This is a genomic window from Synechococcus sp. JA-3-3Ab (assembly GCF_000013205.1).
Taxonomy (GTDB): Bacteria; Cyanobacteriota; Cyanobacteriia; order Thermostichales; family Thermostichaceae; genus Thermostichus.
Genome location: NC_007775.1, coordinates 1,437,511 through 1,453,622, shown reverse-complemented (window position 1 = coordinate 1,453,622; position 16,112 = coordinate 1,437,511). Strand labels below are relative to the sequence as shown.

The 16,112-nt window shown below is 58.5% G+C and carries 13 protein-coding genes; 8 read left to right on the top strand and 5 right to left on the bottom strand.

The features are described from left to right. Positions 1-8: 8 nt before the first annotated feature. From prfA to CYA_RS06785, 7 genes are all read left to right on the top strand, one after another. Entirely contained in the window at positions 9-1,094 is a 1,086-nt protein-coding gene (prfA, locus tag CYA_RS06815) for a peptide chain release factor 1 (protein WP_011430291.1), read from the top strand. Positions 1,095-1,168: 74 nt separating this feature from the next. After that, positions 1,169-3,802, top strand: a complete 2,634-nt coding sequence (gene acnB / locus CYA_RS06810) for a bifunctional aconitate hydratase 2/2-methylisocitrate dehydratase (RefSeq protein ID WP_011430290.1) — start codon at positions 1,169-1,171, stop codon at positions 3,800-3,802. 75 nt (positions 3,803-3,877) lie between these two features. Continuing rightward, on the top strand, positions 3,878-4,189 hold the full coding sequence (locus tag CYA_RS06805) for a PepSY domain-containing protein (RefSeq protein ID WP_011430289.1): 312 nt from the start codon (positions 3,878-3,880) through the stop codon (positions 4,187-4,189). Positions 4,190-4,367: 178 nt separating this feature from the next. After that, positions 4,368-4,808: an Hsp20/alpha crystallin family protein gene (locus tag CYA_RS06800; protein WP_011430288.1), complete on the top strand. Its 441-nt coding sequence runs from the start codon at positions 4,368-4,370 to the stop codon at positions 4,806-4,808. A 229-nt stretch (positions 4,809-5,037) separates the two neighbouring features. After that, positions 5,038-6,159: an ABC transporter ATP-binding protein gene (locus CYA_RS06795; protein ID WP_011430287.1), complete on the top strand. Its 1,122-nt coding sequence runs from the start codon at positions 5,038-5,040 to the stop codon at positions 6,157-6,159. A gap of 614 nt (positions 6,160-6,773) precedes the next feature. Next, on the top strand, positions 6,774-7,367 hold the full coding sequence (locus tag CYA_RS14100) for an IS607 family transposase (protein WP_011430285.1): 594 nt from the start codon (positions 6,774-6,776) through the stop codon (positions 7,365-7,367). Then, positions 7,255-8,454, top strand: a complete 1,200-nt coding sequence (locus CYA_RS06785; RefSeq protein WP_148203188.1) for an RNA-guided endonuclease InsQ/TnpB family protein — start codon at positions 7,255-7,257, stop codon at positions 8,452-8,454. Before CYA_RS14100 ends, CYA_RS06785 begins: the two co-directional genes overlap by 113 nt. 475 nt (positions 8,455-8,929) lie before the next feature. Here CYA_RS06785 and CYA_RS06780 read toward each other — a convergent pair whose 3' ends face one another. Continuing rightward, positions 8,930-10,198 (bottom strand): class I SAM-dependent methyltransferase, encoded by a 1,269-nt coding sequence (locus CYA_RS06780; protein ID WP_011430283.1) that lies wholly within the window; start codon positions 10,196-10,198, stop codon positions 8,930-8,932. Positions 10,199-10,356: 158 nt separating this feature from the next. Here CYA_RS06780 and CYA_RS06775 point away from each other — a divergent pair, with 158 nt between their 5' ends. Then, positions 10,357-11,817 (top strand): peptidase M8, encoded by a 1,461-nt coding sequence (locus CYA_RS06775; RefSeq protein WP_011430282.1) that lies wholly within the window; start codon positions 10,357-10,359, stop codon positions 11,815-11,817. 141 nt (positions 11,818-11,958) lie between these two features. On the opposite strand, the gene CYA_RS14425 is transcribed toward CYA_RS06775, so the two are convergent. The 4 genes from CYA_RS14425 to CYA_RS06745 form a co-directional block, all read right to left on the bottom strand. Continuing rightward, entirely contained in the window at positions 11,959-13,701 is a 1,743-nt protein-coding gene (locus CYA_RS14425; RefSeq protein ID WP_011430281.1) for a hypothetical protein, read from the bottom strand. Positions 13,702-14,221: 520 nt separating this feature from the next. Continuing rightward, positions 14,222-14,887, bottom strand: a complete 666-nt coding sequence (locus CYA_RS14720; protein WP_011430279.1) for a hypothetical protein — start codon at positions 14,885-14,887, stop codon at positions 14,222-14,224. 138 nt (positions 14,888-15,025) lie between these two features. Further along, positions 15,026-15,547 (bottom strand): hypothetical protein, encoded by a 522-nt coding sequence (locus CYA_RS06750; protein ID WP_049749750.1) that lies wholly within the window; start codon positions 15,545-15,547, stop codon positions 15,026-15,028. A 48-nt stretch (positions 15,548-15,595) separates the two neighbouring features. After that, positions 15,596-16,102 carry a pentapeptide repeat-containing protein gene (locus CYA_RS06745; protein WP_011430277.1) on the bottom strand — a complete coding sequence of 169 codons (507 nt, stop codon included), beginning with the start codon at positions 16,100-16,102 and terminating at the stop codon, positions 15,596-15,598. Between the last annotated feature and the right edge of the window lie 10 nt (positions 16,103-16,112).

Below are 16,112 nucleotides of genomic sequence, written 5' to 3'. Positions count from 1 at the left end.
CTGGATCTATGGCCTCTGCTCAACTCATCGAGCAGCTTAAAAACGTTGAAGCCACCTTTCAGGAGCTGACGGTACGTCTGGCCGATCCCGATGTGGCGACCGATCCGGCTGAGCTGCAGCGGATTGCCAAGGCCCGCTCCTCCCTAGAAGCCACCGTCCAGACCTTTCACGAGTGGCAAAAGCTCACTCGCGAGCTGAAGCAGACGGAAGAGCTGCTGCGGGAGGTGGCTTCCGACGACCCAGAGCTGGAGGCGATGGCCAGGGCAGAACTGGAGCAACTGCGCGTCCGCCAAGAACAACTGGAGGAAAAGCTGACCCTGCTGCTGCTGCCCCGGGATCCCAACGACGAGAAAAACATTATGTTGGAAATCCGCGCCGGCACCGGCGGCGAGGAGGCGGCCCTGTGGGCGGCGGATTTGGCCCGCATGTACACCCGCTACGCCGAGAAGATGGGCTGGTCGGTGCGCCTGGCCAGCCTCTCGGAAGGAGAGATGGGAGGCTACAAAGAGGCCATCCTGGAAATTCGCGGGGATCAGGTCTACAGCAAGCTGAAGTTCGAGGCCGGCGTGCATCGGGTGCAGCGGGTGCCCGTGACAGAGGCCCAGGGGCGCGTCCACACCTCGACGGCCACGGTGGCGGTGATGCCGGAAGTGGACGAGGTGGAGGTGGTGATCGACCCGAAGGACATCGAGATCAAGACGGCGCGCTCCGGCGGGGCGGGCGGCCAAAACGTGAACAAGGTGGAAACGGCGGTGGACCTCCTCCACAAGCCCACCGGCATCCGCGTGTTTTGTACCGAGGAGCGCTCCCAGCTGCAGAACCGGCAGCGGGCGATGCAGATTTTGCGGGCCAAGCTCTACGAGATGAAGCTGCAGGAGCAACAGGCCTCCATCAGCTCCGCCCGTCGCATGCAGGTGGGAACGGGATCGCGCTCGGAAAAAATTCGCACCTACAACTACAAAGACAACCGGGTTACCGATCACCGCCTCAACCAGAACTTCCTGCTCGAGCCAATTTTGGAAGGGGAGCTGGACGAGTTGATCCAGGCTTGTATTGGCCTATACCAAAAAGAGCTGTTGGCGGAGCTATCCTGAGGCGGCAGAGCTGGTTGCTGCCGAGCTGGCGGTAGAATGAATACCCACATCGAGTGACCTAAGGAATCCTCCCCATGCTGGCCGAGTACCGCCAACATGCTGCTGCCCGCGCGGCCCAAGGGATCCCGCCGCTGCCCTTGAACGCCGCCCAGACCAGCCAGGTGTGCGAGCTGCTCAAGGATCCCCCCGCCGGCGAAGAGGCCTTTTTGTTGCATCTGCTTACAGAGCGCGTCCCGCCGGGGGTGGACGAAGCGGCCTATGTGAAGGCGGGCTTTTTGGCCGCTGTGGCTAAGGAAGAAGTGCACTCGCCCCTCATTACCCCCCTGCGGGCGGTAGAGCTCTTGGGCACGATGCTGGGGGGCTACAACGTCCAGGTGTTGCTGGAGCTGCTGCAGGATGAGCGACCGGAAATTGCCGCCGCAGCGGCCCGCGCCCTCAGCCACACGCTGCTGGTTTTCGACGCCTTCCACGACGTGCTGGAGCTGAGCCAAGCGGGCAACGCCTATGCCCGACAGGTGCTCCACTCTTGGGCGGAAGGGGAGTGGTTCACCGCCAGGCCGCCCCTGGCCGAGGCGATCACGGCGACGGTGTTCAAAATTGCCGGCGAGATCAACACCGACGACCTCTCCCCGGCCGCCCACGCCACCACCCGCCCCGATATTCCCCTTCATGCCCAGAGCATGCTGGAATCGCGGGCGCCGGGAGCGATAGCAGCCATTGCCGAGCTGAAGCGCCGCGGCCATCCGGTGGCCTTTGTGGGGGATGTGGTGGGCACGGGATCTTCCCGCAAGTCCGCCCTTAATTCCCTGCTCTGGCACATCGGCCACGACATTCCCTATGTGCCCAACAAGCGGGCCGGCGGGGTGATTCTGGGGGGCACGATCGCGCCCATTTTCTTCACCACCGCCGAAGATGCCGGCGCCCTGCCCATCCAGTGCGATGTCTCCTGCCTGGAGACGGGCATGGTAGTGACGATCTACCCCTACGAGGGCGTTATCCGCTCTGAGGATGGCCAAGTCCTCACCACCTTTTCCCTGCAGCCTGTGACGCTGCCCGACGAGGTGCGGGCCGGGGGCCGCATCCCTCTCTTGATTGGCCGGGCCCTTACCGACAAAACCCGCCAGGCCCTGGGGCTGGATCCCTCCCCCCTGTTCATTCGCCCCACCCCGCCCGCCGACACGGGCAAGGGCTATACCCTGGCCCAGAAAATCGTCGGCAAAGCCTGCGGGCTGCCCGGAGTGCGCCCCGGCACCAGTTGCGAGCCGCTGATCACCACGGTGGGATCCCAGGACACCACCGGCCCCATGACCCGCGACGAGCTCAAGGAATTGGCCTGTCTGGGCTTCAGCGCCGACCTGGTGCTGCAGAGCTTCTGCCACACCGCCGCCTATCCCAAGCCGGTGGATATCCAGGTTCACAAAGAGCTGCCCGACTTTTTTGCCTCGCGGGGAGGTGTCGTCCTGCGGCCAGGCGACGGCATCATCCACTCCTGGCTCAACCGCATGCTGCTGCCGGATACTGTTGGCACCGGGGGCGACTCCCACACCCGCTTCCCTTTGGGCATTTCCTTCCCGGCTGGCTCTGGGCTGGTGGCCTTTGCCGCCGCCATGGGGGTGATGCCCCTGAATATGCCGGAGTCGGTGCTGGTGCGCTTTAAGGGGGAACTGCAGCCCGGGATCACCCTGCGGGACATTGTCCACGCCATCCCCTACGTGGCCATCCAGCGGGGGCTGCTCACCGTCGAGAAACAGGGCAAGAAAAACGTCTTTGCCGGGCGAATTATGGAGATCGAGGGCCTGCCCAACTTGAAGGTGGAGCAAGCCTTCGAGTTCACCGACGCCTCGGCGGAACGCAACTGCGCCGCTTGCACCATCCAGCTGAGCGTCGAGACGGTTGCCGAGTACCTGCGCTCCAACGTGGTGCTGCTGAAAAACCTGATCGCCCGCGGCTATCAGGATGCGAGAACCCTGCTGCGGCGCATCGCCAAGATGGAGGCCTGGCTGGCCAACCCCACCCTGATGGAGGCGGATCCCGACGCCGAATACGCCGCCGTCATCGAGATTGATCTCAGCACCATCACCGAGCCAATTGTCTGTGCCCCCAACGATCCCGACAAGGTGATGACCCTGAGCGAAGTCCACGCCCAGCACGCGGCCGGCAACCCCGACACACCCATCCACATTGACGAGGTGTTCATTGGCTCCTGCATGACCAACATTGGCCACTACCGCGCCGCCGCCAAGATTTTGGAAGGCCAGGGGCGGGCCAAGGTGCGCCAATTTTGGATCTGTCCTCCCACCCGCATGGACGAGGCGCAACTGCGCGCCGAAGGGGTGTACGGCACCTTTGCCGCTGCCGGGGCGAGGACGGAGATGCCCGGCTGCAGCCTGTGCATGGGCAACCAGGCGCGGGTGGCAGACGGGGCCACGGTTATGTCCACCTCCACCCGCAACTTCAACAACCGCATGGGCAAAGACGCGCGGGTCTATCTGGGATCCGCCGAGCTGGCTGCCGCCTGCGCCCTCTTGGGCCGGATCCCTACCCCTGAGGAATACCGGGAGATCGTCGCCACCAAGATCCAGCCCTTTGCCGGCGAGCTGTACCGCTACCTCAACTTCCACGAGATCCCCGGCTTTGAGGACGAAGGGCGGGTTATCCCCCGCGAGCAAATGCCCAAGCTGGAGGAAGCCCTCGGGATCCGTCCCTAGACCCAGGGGGGCTTGGCAGCTTGGGCTGCCCTGCTACCATGGCAAGGTGGTGGCCTTAGCCTTGGAGAAACCCTGATGGCCCCGCCTCGAAAACTCGCCCGCCAGATCCACCGCGCCCTGGCCCCCATCCTGGCTCTGCCCTTGGTGGTAACGGTGGTAACGGGATCCCTGTATCAAATTGCCCGCCTTAACCAAAACTTCGACTACTACTGGCTGATCCAAATCCACAAAGGGCAGTGGGGCCCCCTCGATCTGCAAGCGGTTTACCCGTTCTTAAACGGACTGGGGCTGCTGGTGATGGTGGCCACCGGTCTCAGTATGTGGTTACCCACAAAACTCCATCGCCGCCCCAAACATACGGAGTCCCAGAGGGTTTTGGATGGATAAACCTGTAGGGTAAACACCTAAGAAACATTCCAGAAAACCCTACATTTCCCGGAACGGATTTGAATACACTAGAAGCATAGAGGTTTTGCTTATACCTCTAAAGTTGAGCCCCGAAAGCTAAGCTAAAAACTCGAACTGGAAGTCAAAAAAGCAAAGTAATAGAGGAGGAGGATGCTCTATGGCTCTTGTCCGCTGGGATCCATTTCGTGAAATTGACGAAATTCAACGGGAAATGAACCGGATGTTCGACCGGCTGATCCCTCGCACCACCGAGGCCGACGGCTTTGCCTTCATGCCGGCAGTGGAGATGCACGATGATCCCGAAACCATTACCCTGAAGCTGGAGCTGCCCGGCTTGAACCCCAACGACTTGGATATCCAAGTCACAGCCGAAGCGGTCTCCATCACTGGGGAACGGCGATTTGAGAAGCGCTCTGAAGACAAAGGGGTAACCCGGACTGAATTCCGTTACGGGCGCTTCCAACGGGTGATCCCGCTGCCGAACCGGATCAAACACGATCAGGTGAAAGCCGAATACAAAGATGGGATCCTCACCCTGACTCTGCCCAAGGCGGACTCCGAAAAAGCCCAAGTGGTCAAAGTGAACGTTGTCTCCTAAGGGGGGGAGGCGAGCGCCACTTTTGGCTTAACAAGATCCAGATCCCAGAGGTAGGCTCGTGGCCTACCTTTTTGGGTTTTTTGGCTTTTCGATCCTCAACTCCCCTCTCCCTCTGGGAGAGGGGCTGGGGGTGAGGGCGACCCCAGCTTACTCCAGCCCAGGGATCCGATTTGACCTCTGCCCCTAGGGTTGGATAAGTTTGAGGGCGAAGTGGCTGGGGAGCGAGAGCATGGCCAGCGTGACCTACGAACACGTTACCAAGCGCTACGGCGACACCACTGCCGTCCACGACCTGAACATCGCCATCGAAGACGGGGAATTTCTCGTCTTCGTCGGTCCCTCCGGCTGCGGCAAAACCACCTCCCTGCGCATGTTGGCCGGCTTGGAAGAAGTGAGCGCCGGCTCCATCTACATTGGCAATCGACGGGTGAACGATGTCCCCCCCAAGGATCGGGATATCGCCATGGTCTTCCAATCCTATGCCCTCTACCCCCACATGACCGTGGCCGAAAATATGGCCTTTGGCCTCAAGCTGCGCGGCCTGCCACGGGCGGAGATCGAAAGCCGGGTTAGGGGGGTGGCCAAGCGCCTTGGGATCGAACACCTGCTCAACCGCAAGCCCAAGGAACTTTCGGGTGGGCAACGGCAGCGGGTTGCCGTCGGGCGGGCCATCGTGCGCAATCCGGCGGTGTTTTTGATGGATGAGCCCCTCTCCAACCTCGACGCCAAGCTGCGGGTGCAGGCGCGGGCCGAGATCAGCAAGTTGCACATGCAACTGGGCACCACCTTTATCTACGTTACCCACGACCAGGTGGAGGCCATGACCATGGGCAACCGCATCGCCGTCATGAAGGATGGCCGCCTGCAGCAGGTGGATACTCCCCAGGCCCTCTACAGCCGCCCCGCCAACCTGTTTGTGGCCGGGTTCATCGGCAGCCCCGCCATGAATTTCTTCCAGGCCAAGCTGCGGGAGCAGGAGGGCACTCTCTGGGTGGATACCGGCGCCTTCCGCGTGGCCATCCCGCCCCACCAGGCAGAGCCCTATTGGCAATACGTCGGCAAGTCGGTCATCTTCGGCATCCGCCCAGAAAACATCCACGATCCCCACTACCAACCCCCAGGGATCCAACCTGCCCCGGTGCGGGCTAAGGTCTCCGTCACCGAGCTGATCGGCCATGAAGTGATCCTCCATCTCAGCACCACCGACCGAGAAGGGATCCTGGCCGAGCAGGAGTTTATTGCCCGCGTGGATCCCCGTACCCAGCTGCGCGTCAACCAGTGGGCGGAAGTGATCTTCGACATGGATCGCTTCCACCTGTTCGATCCCGAAACCGAGCAGCGGCTGGGATAAAAACGATGACCAAAAAAACTGGGTTACAAGCCCCGCCCTTCTAGGGCGGCTTTTGTAAGATGCTATTCGACAGAAAAGGCAACTTTGCATGTACCTTGTCCGCAAGCTCAAGCTAGGCGTCTCAGAGCAACTGCAGCTGTTGAGCAGGGCAGCAGGCGAGCTGTACTCAAAGGTGCTCGTTCACTTTTGGCGGGTTGTCCGCAAGAAGGGACTGTGGTTGAAACCTTCCACGCTAATGCGGTGGTTTCCCAACGACCCTGAGAATACACTTCATGCTCACAGTGCAGACGCGGTAGTGCAAAGCTTCTTTGCCTCTTTGAAGTCCTGGCGAGAACGCCGCCAAACCGACCCCAACGCCCGTCCACCTCGACGGCGTCGGTACTATTCCAAAGTTCAATGGAAGTCTTCAGCCATCCAAGTCGTCAATGGAAAGCTGCGATTGTCGAACGGGAAAGGCAATGAGCCTCTGATGATTAACTGGGCTTGGGACACACCTGTTTGGGTAGAGATGGGCTGGGATGGCCAGCAGTATGAGTTGAGAGCATGACTCTAGTCAATGATACGCTGGACTATACTGAAAATAATGTACAGTATGTTCAGTATGGCTGCTTAGCATGGCTAGATATGTAAAACCGAGAGAAGCGGCGGATTATTTTGGGGTATGTCTCCACACCTTGAGGCGATGGGAACAGAAGGGCTGGATCCATGCAACACGTACACCATCCGGTAGGGCGAGAAGGTATGACCTCGACAGCTACATCAGAGCGCCCAAGAAGGACAAACGAGTCGTTTTGTACGCCCGAGTCAGCAGTCGAGGGCAAAAGTCAGACTTGGAGAGACAGATTGCAAGACTGGTTAACCTCTATCCTGGAGCCGAAGTGGTCGGAGAGGTTGGCGGCGGTCTCGACTTCAAAAGACCAAAGTTCCTTGCCTTATTGGAACGAGTCCGTGCGGGAGATGTCGGAACAATTGTGGTCGCTCACCGGGATCGACTCTGCCGGTTTGGATTTGAGTTCGTTGAGTGGTACTGCCGTCAATACGGGTGCGAAATCTTGGTTCTCGATGACGATCACCTCTCTCCCCAGCAGGAACTGGTTGAGGATATCCTCACCATCCTGCACTGCTTCAGCAGTCGGCTCTACGGACTCAGAAAATACCGGGCTGCAATCGAGAAAGATACGGATTTATCCGGAGCCAGCGCTGGCTAAAGTTTGGAAGCGGTGGCAAGCGGCGTGCCGGTACTGCTACAACCAAGCGATTGCCTATCAGCGTCAGCATGGTGCCCCAAAAACGGCCAGAAAGTTGCGGGACATCATCCTGCGCTCCGACCTACCCGAGTGGGTGAAGGACGTCCCTTGCCACATCAAGCAGAACGCGGTCGTCGAGGCGTGGTTGGCGTTCCGCCGAAGCAAAGACGCGAGATTTCGCAGTGTGCGGGACAGGTCGCATACGCTGCAATTCAACGCCGGCAACTTTCGCAATGGGACGTGGTATCCGAAACTCACCCGAGGTTTGGCGTTCCGTGCATCCGAGGAGATGCCCAGAGAATGGGCACGTGGAACTGAGCTAATGCGGGTGAAAGACAGATGGTATGCCATCTTTCCTGAGCCCGTGAACGAGCAGTGTTCGTTAGCAAAGGGGGTGATCGCACTTGATCCTGGAGTAAGAAGCTTCCTTACAGGGTTTGATGGGGCGGGCTTTGTAGATATCGCCAAGGGAGACTTTGGCAGGATCGTTCGGCTGTGCTACCACCTAGACGATCTGCAATCTAGGCTGAGTAAAGCGCCGAGACTCAAGCGTAGGCGAATGCGGCAAGCGGCGTTTCGTCTGCGGGAGAGAATCAGGAACTTGGTGGACGAGTGCCATCGCAAGGTAGCGGCGTTCCTAACGGATAACTACCGATTGATATTCCTCCCCACTTTCGAGTCAGCCAAGATGGTTGCCAAGGCAGGGAGGAAGTTTGGTAGCAAGACAGCAAGGGCGATGCTCACCTGGGCGCACTATCGGTTCAAGCAGTTCCTGAAGTTTCAAGCCAAGAAGAAAAACGTGGTCGTCGTGGAAGTATCGGAAGGGTACACCAGCAAAACCTGTACCAAGTGCGGGCACATCCACACCAAGTTAGGTGGCGCGAAGGTGTTTGTCTGCCCAAGATGCGGACGCAAGCTACCACGGGACTGGCAAGGCGCCCTGGGTGTCATGCTCAGGGCTTTGCGGGATACCGCCTTTCTGTTCAGTAATGGGCAGAATGCTATCGCTGCACCGTTGAGCAGTAATGCTCAGCAGTGTTCAGCGTAAATGTATCAGCTTGCTACAAGGTGGGGGATACGCTGCCGGAAGAAGAGGGGGAAGAGAGCATGACTCTAGTCAATAATAAGCTCAACTATACTGAAAATAATGTATAATATGCTCAGTACGGATTACTACCAGTTGATCTTTCTGTTTACTTTCGAGTCTGCCAACATGGTAGCCAAAGCAAAGCAGAAAATTGGTAGTAAGACGACACGGAAACTGCGCTTTGGGTATTCTACTCAAAGCTTTGCGGGATACCGCCATTCTGTTTGGACTCCGTCCCGCTAACGCGAATGGAAACAAACAGAATGCTATCGCTGCATAGTTGAACAGTGATGTTCAGCAGTGTTCAGCGTAAATGTATCAGCAATTCTGCTGGCTGAGAAAGAATCCCCGTCCTTTAGGGCGGGGGGTATGTCAACCAAAAAGGCCCCCATGTATGAATCAGGGGGGCTTTCGTAAGTCCTGGCTTTGCACTTGCCTAGCGAAGTGGGGAATCCAGCAGAATGACCAGGCGTTCTTCCAAAAACTTCAGGTTGGCCAACACTTGACTAAACGCTTCTTCCTGGGTCCAGTCCATGATCTCCATGGTTTTGTGAACCAGCGATTGCACCGGCACCGGCAAAGGGCCGAAGACATCCACCAGCCAGCGCACCGAGAAAGGATCGATGGTAATGTTCCCCTCAGCTCCCGGCCAGCCGTTGATGTTGACAGGGCCGTTGTCGCGAATGGCGTTGAGAAAAGCCTGCTTGGCATCCAACCTCACCAAAAGGGGGTGGGCTTGTACGGTGCCGTTCCACCATTCGTCGTTTGTAAACGGCTCGGGCTTGGGAATGCCGGGGTGCCCGCACCAAAAATCAATCAAGCGGGTCATGTTGGGGAAAATCAGCTCGATGAAGTGAAGTTTTTGCTCCTCGCTTAACTTATTGAGTTGCCGCATCGAGTAGGGCACTGGCTTAGTCAAGACCCTCTCCAGCTTCCACTGCTGCCAATTCACCATGCTGATAAACTCAAGACCGGCCTGCCTCAACATCTCAAACACTTGGGGCACCGTAAAGCCCTTGTCGCTGCGCAGCAGGAAATTGGCCAGGATACCCGCTGTGGTTTTGATGGCATCTCCTTGCCAGTGGCTTTTGACAAAGCTGGCGTCGGTGAGCGCTTCCATCACCTCCCGCAGCAGGGGCACCGCTTTAGCTGCCGGCTCATCCATCACCCCCAGCAGCTCCATGGCCTCCTGCATGTTGAAGATAAACTGACGCTGGTAAAGGCTGTGAACATTGGTGCGGATGATCCCATCGGGCTTGAGCACCTGCCGCATGCCTTTCAAACCGGCAACTGGGTCGTCCAGGAGGTAGAGAACGTCGTTGCAGGCAATAAAATCAAACTCCTCCCCCAGCGCGCTCATGTCGGTAATGTCCATAACGTAAAAGCGGGCGTTCTCGATCTTGTGGAACTTGAAACGCTGCTCCGCTGTCTTGATAGACTCTGGGGAAATATCTACTCCCACATAGCGGGCGCCGGGGTTGGCTGTTGCCACAACTAAGGTTTCCCAACCGGAGCCGCAGCCGGCATTGAGGATCACCTTGCCTTCCGGGGATACCACCTTGCGATCCCTTAGGTACCTGGCCGTCGTGATGCTGTTGGCAAACAAAGCAAAGTTGTCGGTAACCGTCTGCTCAATTGGCACATTTGGGTAGGGAAACTCGTCAAACTGCGCCTGGACGGGGTTAGACACAGCGGTCTTTGCCATGGTGATCTCCCTGCTTTTAGGTATCCCAACACTCTTAGCACGTACCCTATCGTACTGCACAGCAAGCAAAAGACTGAGGCAAATCCAGAAAAGCCTGAGGATGGTATAGTGGTGGGGTGTTTTGTAACTAGCCAGGAAGGCGGAAGAGGGATCCTTCGATGAGCCCCCGCAAGCGGCTGTTTTGGTTAATGGCAACTTTTCTCCTTGGAATTCTGGCTGCTTGTGGGCTAGCTAGCGGGCCCAGCCTCCTCAGTCGCCCAGAGACTTCATCGCCCGCCCCAGAAGGAGGCGTTGCTGCCTACTACGACGGCAACCCGCAATCGGTAACCATCCGCGATGCCGCCATTGCCTTTGCCATTGCCAGCGGGATCACCCAGCCCAGCCAGATTGTTAGCTTTGTCAACAACGTCTTGAGGCTACAGCCCCCCCTCACTTTGGCCGAGGTGACCACCGCCAACCCCAACCCTGTGGCCATTTCTGACTTTGATGGAGACGGCACGCCAGGCACCATTCGGGATGCGGCTATTTTGTTTGCCATTGCCACTTTGCAGACCCGCGACGCCAACCGCATCAACACCTTCGTCAACACCGTTTTGCGGCTGCAACCTCCCCTCAACCTGACGCCTGAACAGGCAGCCAGACTGCCAGGGCCAGGATTTGTTCCCCCCACAAGTCCTCCAACGGCCTCCCCTTCGCCGACACCACCCCCCCCACCGGAAGATCCATCGACACCAACCCCCTTGCCAGTTCCACCAACGCCAACGCCCTCACCTCCTCCACCAACGCCAACCCCCTCGCCATCTCCGTCTCCTGGTGGGTTTAACATCGAGATTGAGTTTATCGACAACAGCCTCAGCCCCTCCCAGCGAGAGGTTGTGCTTCGGGCAGCCCGGCGGTGGGAACAGATCATCACCGGCGACTTGCCCGACGTCACCCTAACTCTGCAGGCTGGCTTCTGCGGAGCTGGCTTCCCCCCGACTCCTCTGGTCAACCGGCCTGTGGATGACCTCTTGGTTCAGGTAACTGGCGCTCGGCTTCTCTCCGGCCCCGATAGCGATGGCCCGAGTAGAGTTCTGGCTCAGGCAGGCCCCTGCGGCCCTCTTCGGCCTGGGATCGACATCATCCCCTATGCCAGGATGGGGATCGACCCAGCGGATTTGAATCGGCTAGAGGAGCAGAGATCCCTCTTTGACGTTGTCCTGCACGAGCTGGGCCATGCTCTGGGGTTTGGCACCGTCCCCAACTGGCGTCCTCTTCTCCTCAACAGCGGCACCACCAACCCGCGCTTTGCCGGCCGGCAGGCCACGGCTGAGTACAACAGCCTGGGCGGATCTGGGAATGTGCCGGTGGAGGTTGAGCCACCTCCCGAAAGTCACTGGCGGCGAACCCTAGGGTTGGAGCTGATGACGCCGGTGCTGCCACCGCCACCTGCACGCCCTGCTCTTAGTCGTATTACGGCTGCAGCCATGCAAGACTTGGGGTTCACGGGCGTCAACCTGTCTGCTGCGGATCCCTATGCCCTGCCGCCAGAGGGACGCATCCGACCAGGAGAGGGGCTTTTCCTGGGGAACGATGCGGTTTTTGGCCCAATTGGGGGCGAGATCCATCCTCTTCCCTGATAGCCTTCCAGACTTGGCGTGGTGGCCCTCCGCTACCCCAACTCGTCCTTGGCAAAATGCCCAGGGATAGCCCGACCCGTTGTGGAGCTGCAACAAAAAAAGGCCCCGCCAGGGGCCTGCCAGAGAAAGGGCTGGAAAAGGTTAGGAGGAGGAGGGGCAAGAGCAGTCGGGGAAAGTTACAAACCTTTTATCCGGGGACGTGGAGAAGTTGTTGAACCTGTTGCCCGAAGAAAGGGGATCAGGACTCACACTTCCAGTTGTTCGTTGACAGATAGCGATGCTGTTTCTTCCCGGAGAAGAATTGGTAAAGGTGCTGCCTTGCACTGTTACGTTAATAGTACTACCAACGCAAACGCCAATTTGACCTGGATTTGCCTCGTTTACCTTAATCTCGGAGTTTATCACTTTTCTTGTACGGAATGAATTACCTCTTAGGAGGATAGCAACGTTGCGAGCACCACTTGCAACAGGTCGGATCGCGCTCAAGTTGACCTCTGTGTTCGGGCCTTCAATCTCTACAGATCCGAGATCTGAATTCTCCAAAATGCCCACGACACCCTGGTTCCCCGACGACCCTTGCCCAGTAGCCACAACCGAGCTGCCATTGATTACTCTGAGGATTGTGCTAGTCCCCACGTGGCGGATCCCAGCAGTGTAGTCTTTGTCGCCTTTAATCAAAACATCCACATTGTCGAGGGTGACGGTGGCAGAAGAAGCAGTTACTTCGATACATCTGTCGCCAGACCCTACGCCAGCAGTAGCAGTACCAGCAGTGCCAAGACCTGTACAATCAATGAGCATGTCTTTCAGGGGCGTTCCCGCAGCAGCGAGCGTGATGGCGGCGGCTCTTGTATTAGTACCACCGGGATCCCCGCTCTCAATCTTGAACCCTTGAAGCCTGTAGCCTTTGTTGAGAGTTAAAAGCTTACCGTTCATCAGCTTGAGTGTGAAATTAACGTCGCTGTCAGGAAGCACCGTGACGGATCCAGCTGTCAAAGTCAGACTCTCGATGTTGGTGCTACTAACCTCCTCCGTTCCGTCGGCAATGATCCTTACAATCACATTTGTCCCGCCGCCAAGACTGGCTGCGGTCTGAACTTCAGTGGATTCCAGCGCGCGCTCCACAGTTTTGAACGGCTCGAGACGTGAGGTACCTAGGTTATTATCATCGCCTCTGGTTGGATGCACATAGAACTGAGCAGGTGTCGGCGTTGGCGTGGGTGTCGGTGTCGGGGTCGGCGTGGGGGTGGGTGTCGGCGTGGGGGTGGGTGTCGGCGTTGGTGTCGGAGTCGGAGTCGGCGTCGGGGTCGGCGTGGGTGTCGGAGTCGGCGTGGGAGTGGGCCCGCTGAAGAAGGTATCTAAGTTCGGCTGCGTGACGCTGACACCGCTGAGCTTCAGGGTGGTGGCAAGGAAGGAATTGATCTTACTGGCCGTCGGCGGAAGACCTGTTGAAATTGCCGCAAACAAAACCGCCGCATCCTTGCAGTCCACCACCCCGTCGGCAGTAAAGTCGGAAACAGAGGGCTTGAGCGGATCACCCAACCCCGTCACGTCGGCAGCCGTAATCGGCCCCACCTTGAGCGTGTTATTGACAAAGTTAACAATCTTCCCGGAGTCGTTGGTGTTGAGGGTGCAGGCGGCAAAAAGGACTGCCGCATCCTTGATGGTGACTGAGGTCTTTACCCCGTCGTAGTAGAAAGCAATGCTCTCAGAGCCCTGCACTGCTGTTTCTGGCGCCTGAGCTGAAATTGTCGGGGGAACCTGAGTAACAGCCGGAGGATCCGAAGTAAGGGAACAAGCAGCCACTCCTCCTACGAGGGAGGAAGCCAAAACCAAGGGAGCTATCGGGTGACGAAAGCGGGATTTTGAGTTGTGGGAAGCCATGGCAGATCTCCTTCAAAAACTTGCTAGGGTCAACGTCTTTAGCAAGAGCTGCCCAGCTCACCCCAGGGAAACTCAAAGGCAAACCTTGAGTCTATTCTCAAGGATACCCAAAGGGCGCTCAAAAATGCACAGCGACGGTGCCTTTCCCAAAGCTGAAGAAGAAGACAACCGGTTGCCATCTAGCACCTGATACATTCACGCTGAACTCTCCTGAACATGGTTCAGGAAAGAAGCGATCGCATCCTGCCTATCTCTGTTCGCGTCAGCGGGACGGAGTCCAAACAGGAAGGCGGTATCCCGCAAAGCCCTGAGGAATACCCCCCGAGCGCTTTCCCCCTTCACTTCCCGGCAACCGTTGCGGTGGACTCAAGGATCAGGGGGAAACTTGGTCTACTATATCCCTCTCAATGACTTTTGCCAAACCGCCTAAAGCTCAGTAAATTCAGCAAAGTTCAGGGTTTTGGGGTTAGAGGCATGCTCCTGAATGGAAACCGATTGCCCTTCTAGGGCCAGCCCCAAGCTAGTTCACTGAGATGGCCGGCCCAAAGTTGTAGTAGGTGGTGCTGCCAGGGTTGGTGGTGTTGTCAAAGGTGCTGAGGGTAGTACCGCCGACCGTAATCGGCCCAGGTGAAGGAATGGCGGGAGTCACCCGGATCTGGCCGCCAAAGGGGATGGTAAAGGAAGTGGGGAAGATAACCACGTCCCCAGACACCGAGGTGGAGGTGGCAATTACTGTGCCATCTGCTTGTCGAATGGTTACCGTGGCCCCTGCCGGCAAGCCCGGGATCGTAATCCGCGGGCCAGCAGGAGTGGGCGTGGGAGTAGGTGTTGGAGTTGGAGTGGGCGTGGGAGTAGGTGTCGGCGTGGGTGTTGGAGTTGGAGTGGGCGTGGGAGTAGGTGTCGGCGTGGGCGTAGGCGTCGGAGTGGGCGTGGGGGTGGGTGTCGGAGTGGGCGTTGCCGTGGGTGTGGGGGTCGGAGTGGGCGTGGGGGTGGGTGTTGGAGTTGGTGTAGGGGTTGGAGTGGGCACAGGTGTTGGTGTGGGGGTCGGAGTGGGCGTGGGCGTGGCAACCGTGAGAGGATCCCTTGAGGAAGAGCCACAGGCCACCACTAGCCCGGCCAGAGCGGCGGCCAACACTGAGGAAACAAGGGAAACACGCCAATTGGTTGGGAAGTTGCGGTCAGACATTCTCAAATCTCCAGCGAAGGATCAGCAAGAATTGGGGTAGCGGTTGCAGTCTTGGTTCGGCGCCGGCCAGCTCAGGGGAACTAACGGGTATTATTCCCCAACCCTGGCCGAGAAGGAAGGGGATCCACGGCTCTGGGCCTAGTCTTGGCTCATAAGGTAGGTAATGGCGCGGTTTTGCTGCTCAACCACCTGGCGCAGCTCGGCAATGCTGGCCCGCAGCTCAGCGATGGACTCCCTAGTTTGGGCAATGGCTGCGAAAACTTGCCCAATGGCCTCTGTGTTTTGGGCGGTGGCTGCAAAAAGACGCTCGATGGCCTCTGTGTTCTGGACAGTAACTGTGGAAACACGCCCAATGGCCTCTGCGTTCTGACCAATGGCTGCAAAGGCTTGCCCAATGGCCTCTGTGTTCTGGGCGGTGGCTGCAAAAAGACGCTCGATGGCCTCTGTGTTCTGGACAGTAACTGTGGAAACACGCCCAATGGCCTCTGCGTTCTGACCAATGGCTGCAAAAACTTGCCCAATGGCCTCTGTGTTCTGGGCGGTGGCTGCAAAAAGACGCTCGATGGCTTCTGTATTCCGGGCAGTGGCCTGGGCAGTGGCCAGGGTCTGCTGGGCCAGGACTTCCAAGATGGCCTCCACCCGCTCCAACCGCTCCGACATGGGGTTCCCTACACCGGCTTAGGATCCCATTCTAGCCGGATCCCTGGCCTACCAGCGGCAGGGGCCGCGCTCCCCATCGGGGCAGATGGTCTCCCCGTCCGTCAGCGCCCCCTCCAGCTTGGCCCCTTTGAGAATTGCCCCCCTGAGGTTGGCCCGCCGCAGATCCGCCTCCTGCAAATTGGCCCCTGTCAAGTCGGCCTCAGCCAGGCTGGAGTCGGGAAACCTGGCTTTCTGCAAGTTGGCCCGCCGCAACTTGGCCCCGTTGAAAGCGGTGTTTTCCACATAGGCCCCCGCCAAATTGGCCCCCGACAGATCCGCCTGCAGGAAGACTCCCCCCTGCACCAGCGCCTCGCCCAGATCAGCGCCGGCCAGCTTGGCGTTAGCGAGCACCACCCCAATCAACTGGCAGCCGGAGAGATTCTTGCCCTTGGCCGCCAATACCTCCTCCGCCGTTACCTGGCGGGCATTGACACATAGAGAAGGGCCCCGCGCCCTGCCGGAACAGGCTGCCAGCGCCAGTCCTACCCCCAACAGCCAGACAATCCTTTTGGCCATACTCACCTTT

Bases quoted from the DNA above. Each gene is read 5' to 3' on its own strand.
- prfA (WP_011430291.1), top strand. From the start codon at position 9: ATGGCCTCTGCTCAACTCATCGAGCAGCTTAAAAACGTTGAAGCCACC.
- CYA_RS06775 (WP_011430282.1), top strand. From the start codon at position 10,357: ATGAGCCCCCGCAAGCGGCTGTTTTGGTTAATGGCAACTTTTCTCCTT.
- CYA_RS06780 (WP_011430283.1), bottom strand. From the start codon at position 10,198: ATGGCAAAGACCGCTGTGTCTAACCCCGTCCAGGCGCAGTTTGACGAG.
- CYA_RS06750 (WP_049749750.1), bottom strand. From the start codon at position 15,547: ATGTCGGAGCGGTTGGAGCGGGTGGAGGCCATCTTGGAAGTCCTGGCC.
- CYA_RS06805 (WP_011430289.1), top strand. From the start codon at position 3,878: ATGGCCCCGCCTCGAAAACTCGCCCGCCAGATCCACCGCGCCCTGGCC.
- acnB (WP_011430290.1), top strand. From the start codon at position 1,169: ATGCTGGCCGAGTACCGCCAACATGCTGCTGCCCGCGCGGCCCAAGGG.
- CYA_RS06745 (WP_011430277.1), bottom strand. From the start codon at position 16,102: ATGGCCAAAAGGATTGTCTGGCTGTTGGGGGTAGGACTGGCGCTGGCA.
- CYA_RS14720 (WP_011430279.1), bottom strand. From the start codon at position 14,887: ATGTCTGACCGCAACTTCCCAACCAATTGGCGTGTTTCCCTTGTTTCC.
- CYA_RS14425 (WP_011430281.1), bottom strand. From the start codon at position 13,701: ATGGCTTCCCACAACTCAAAATCCCGCTTTCGTCACCCGATAGCTCCC.
- CYA_RS06800 (WP_011430288.1), top strand. From the start codon at position 4,368: ATGGCTCTTGTCCGCTGGGATCCATTTCGTGAAATTGACGAAATTCAA.
- CYA_RS14100 (WP_011430285.1), top strand. From the start codon at position 6,774: ATGGCTAGATATGTAAAACCGAGAGAAGCGGCGGATTATTTTGGGGTA.
- CYA_RS06795 (WP_011430287.1), top strand. From the start codon at position 5,038: ATGGCCAGCGTGACCTACGAACACGTTACCAAGCGCTACGGCGACACC.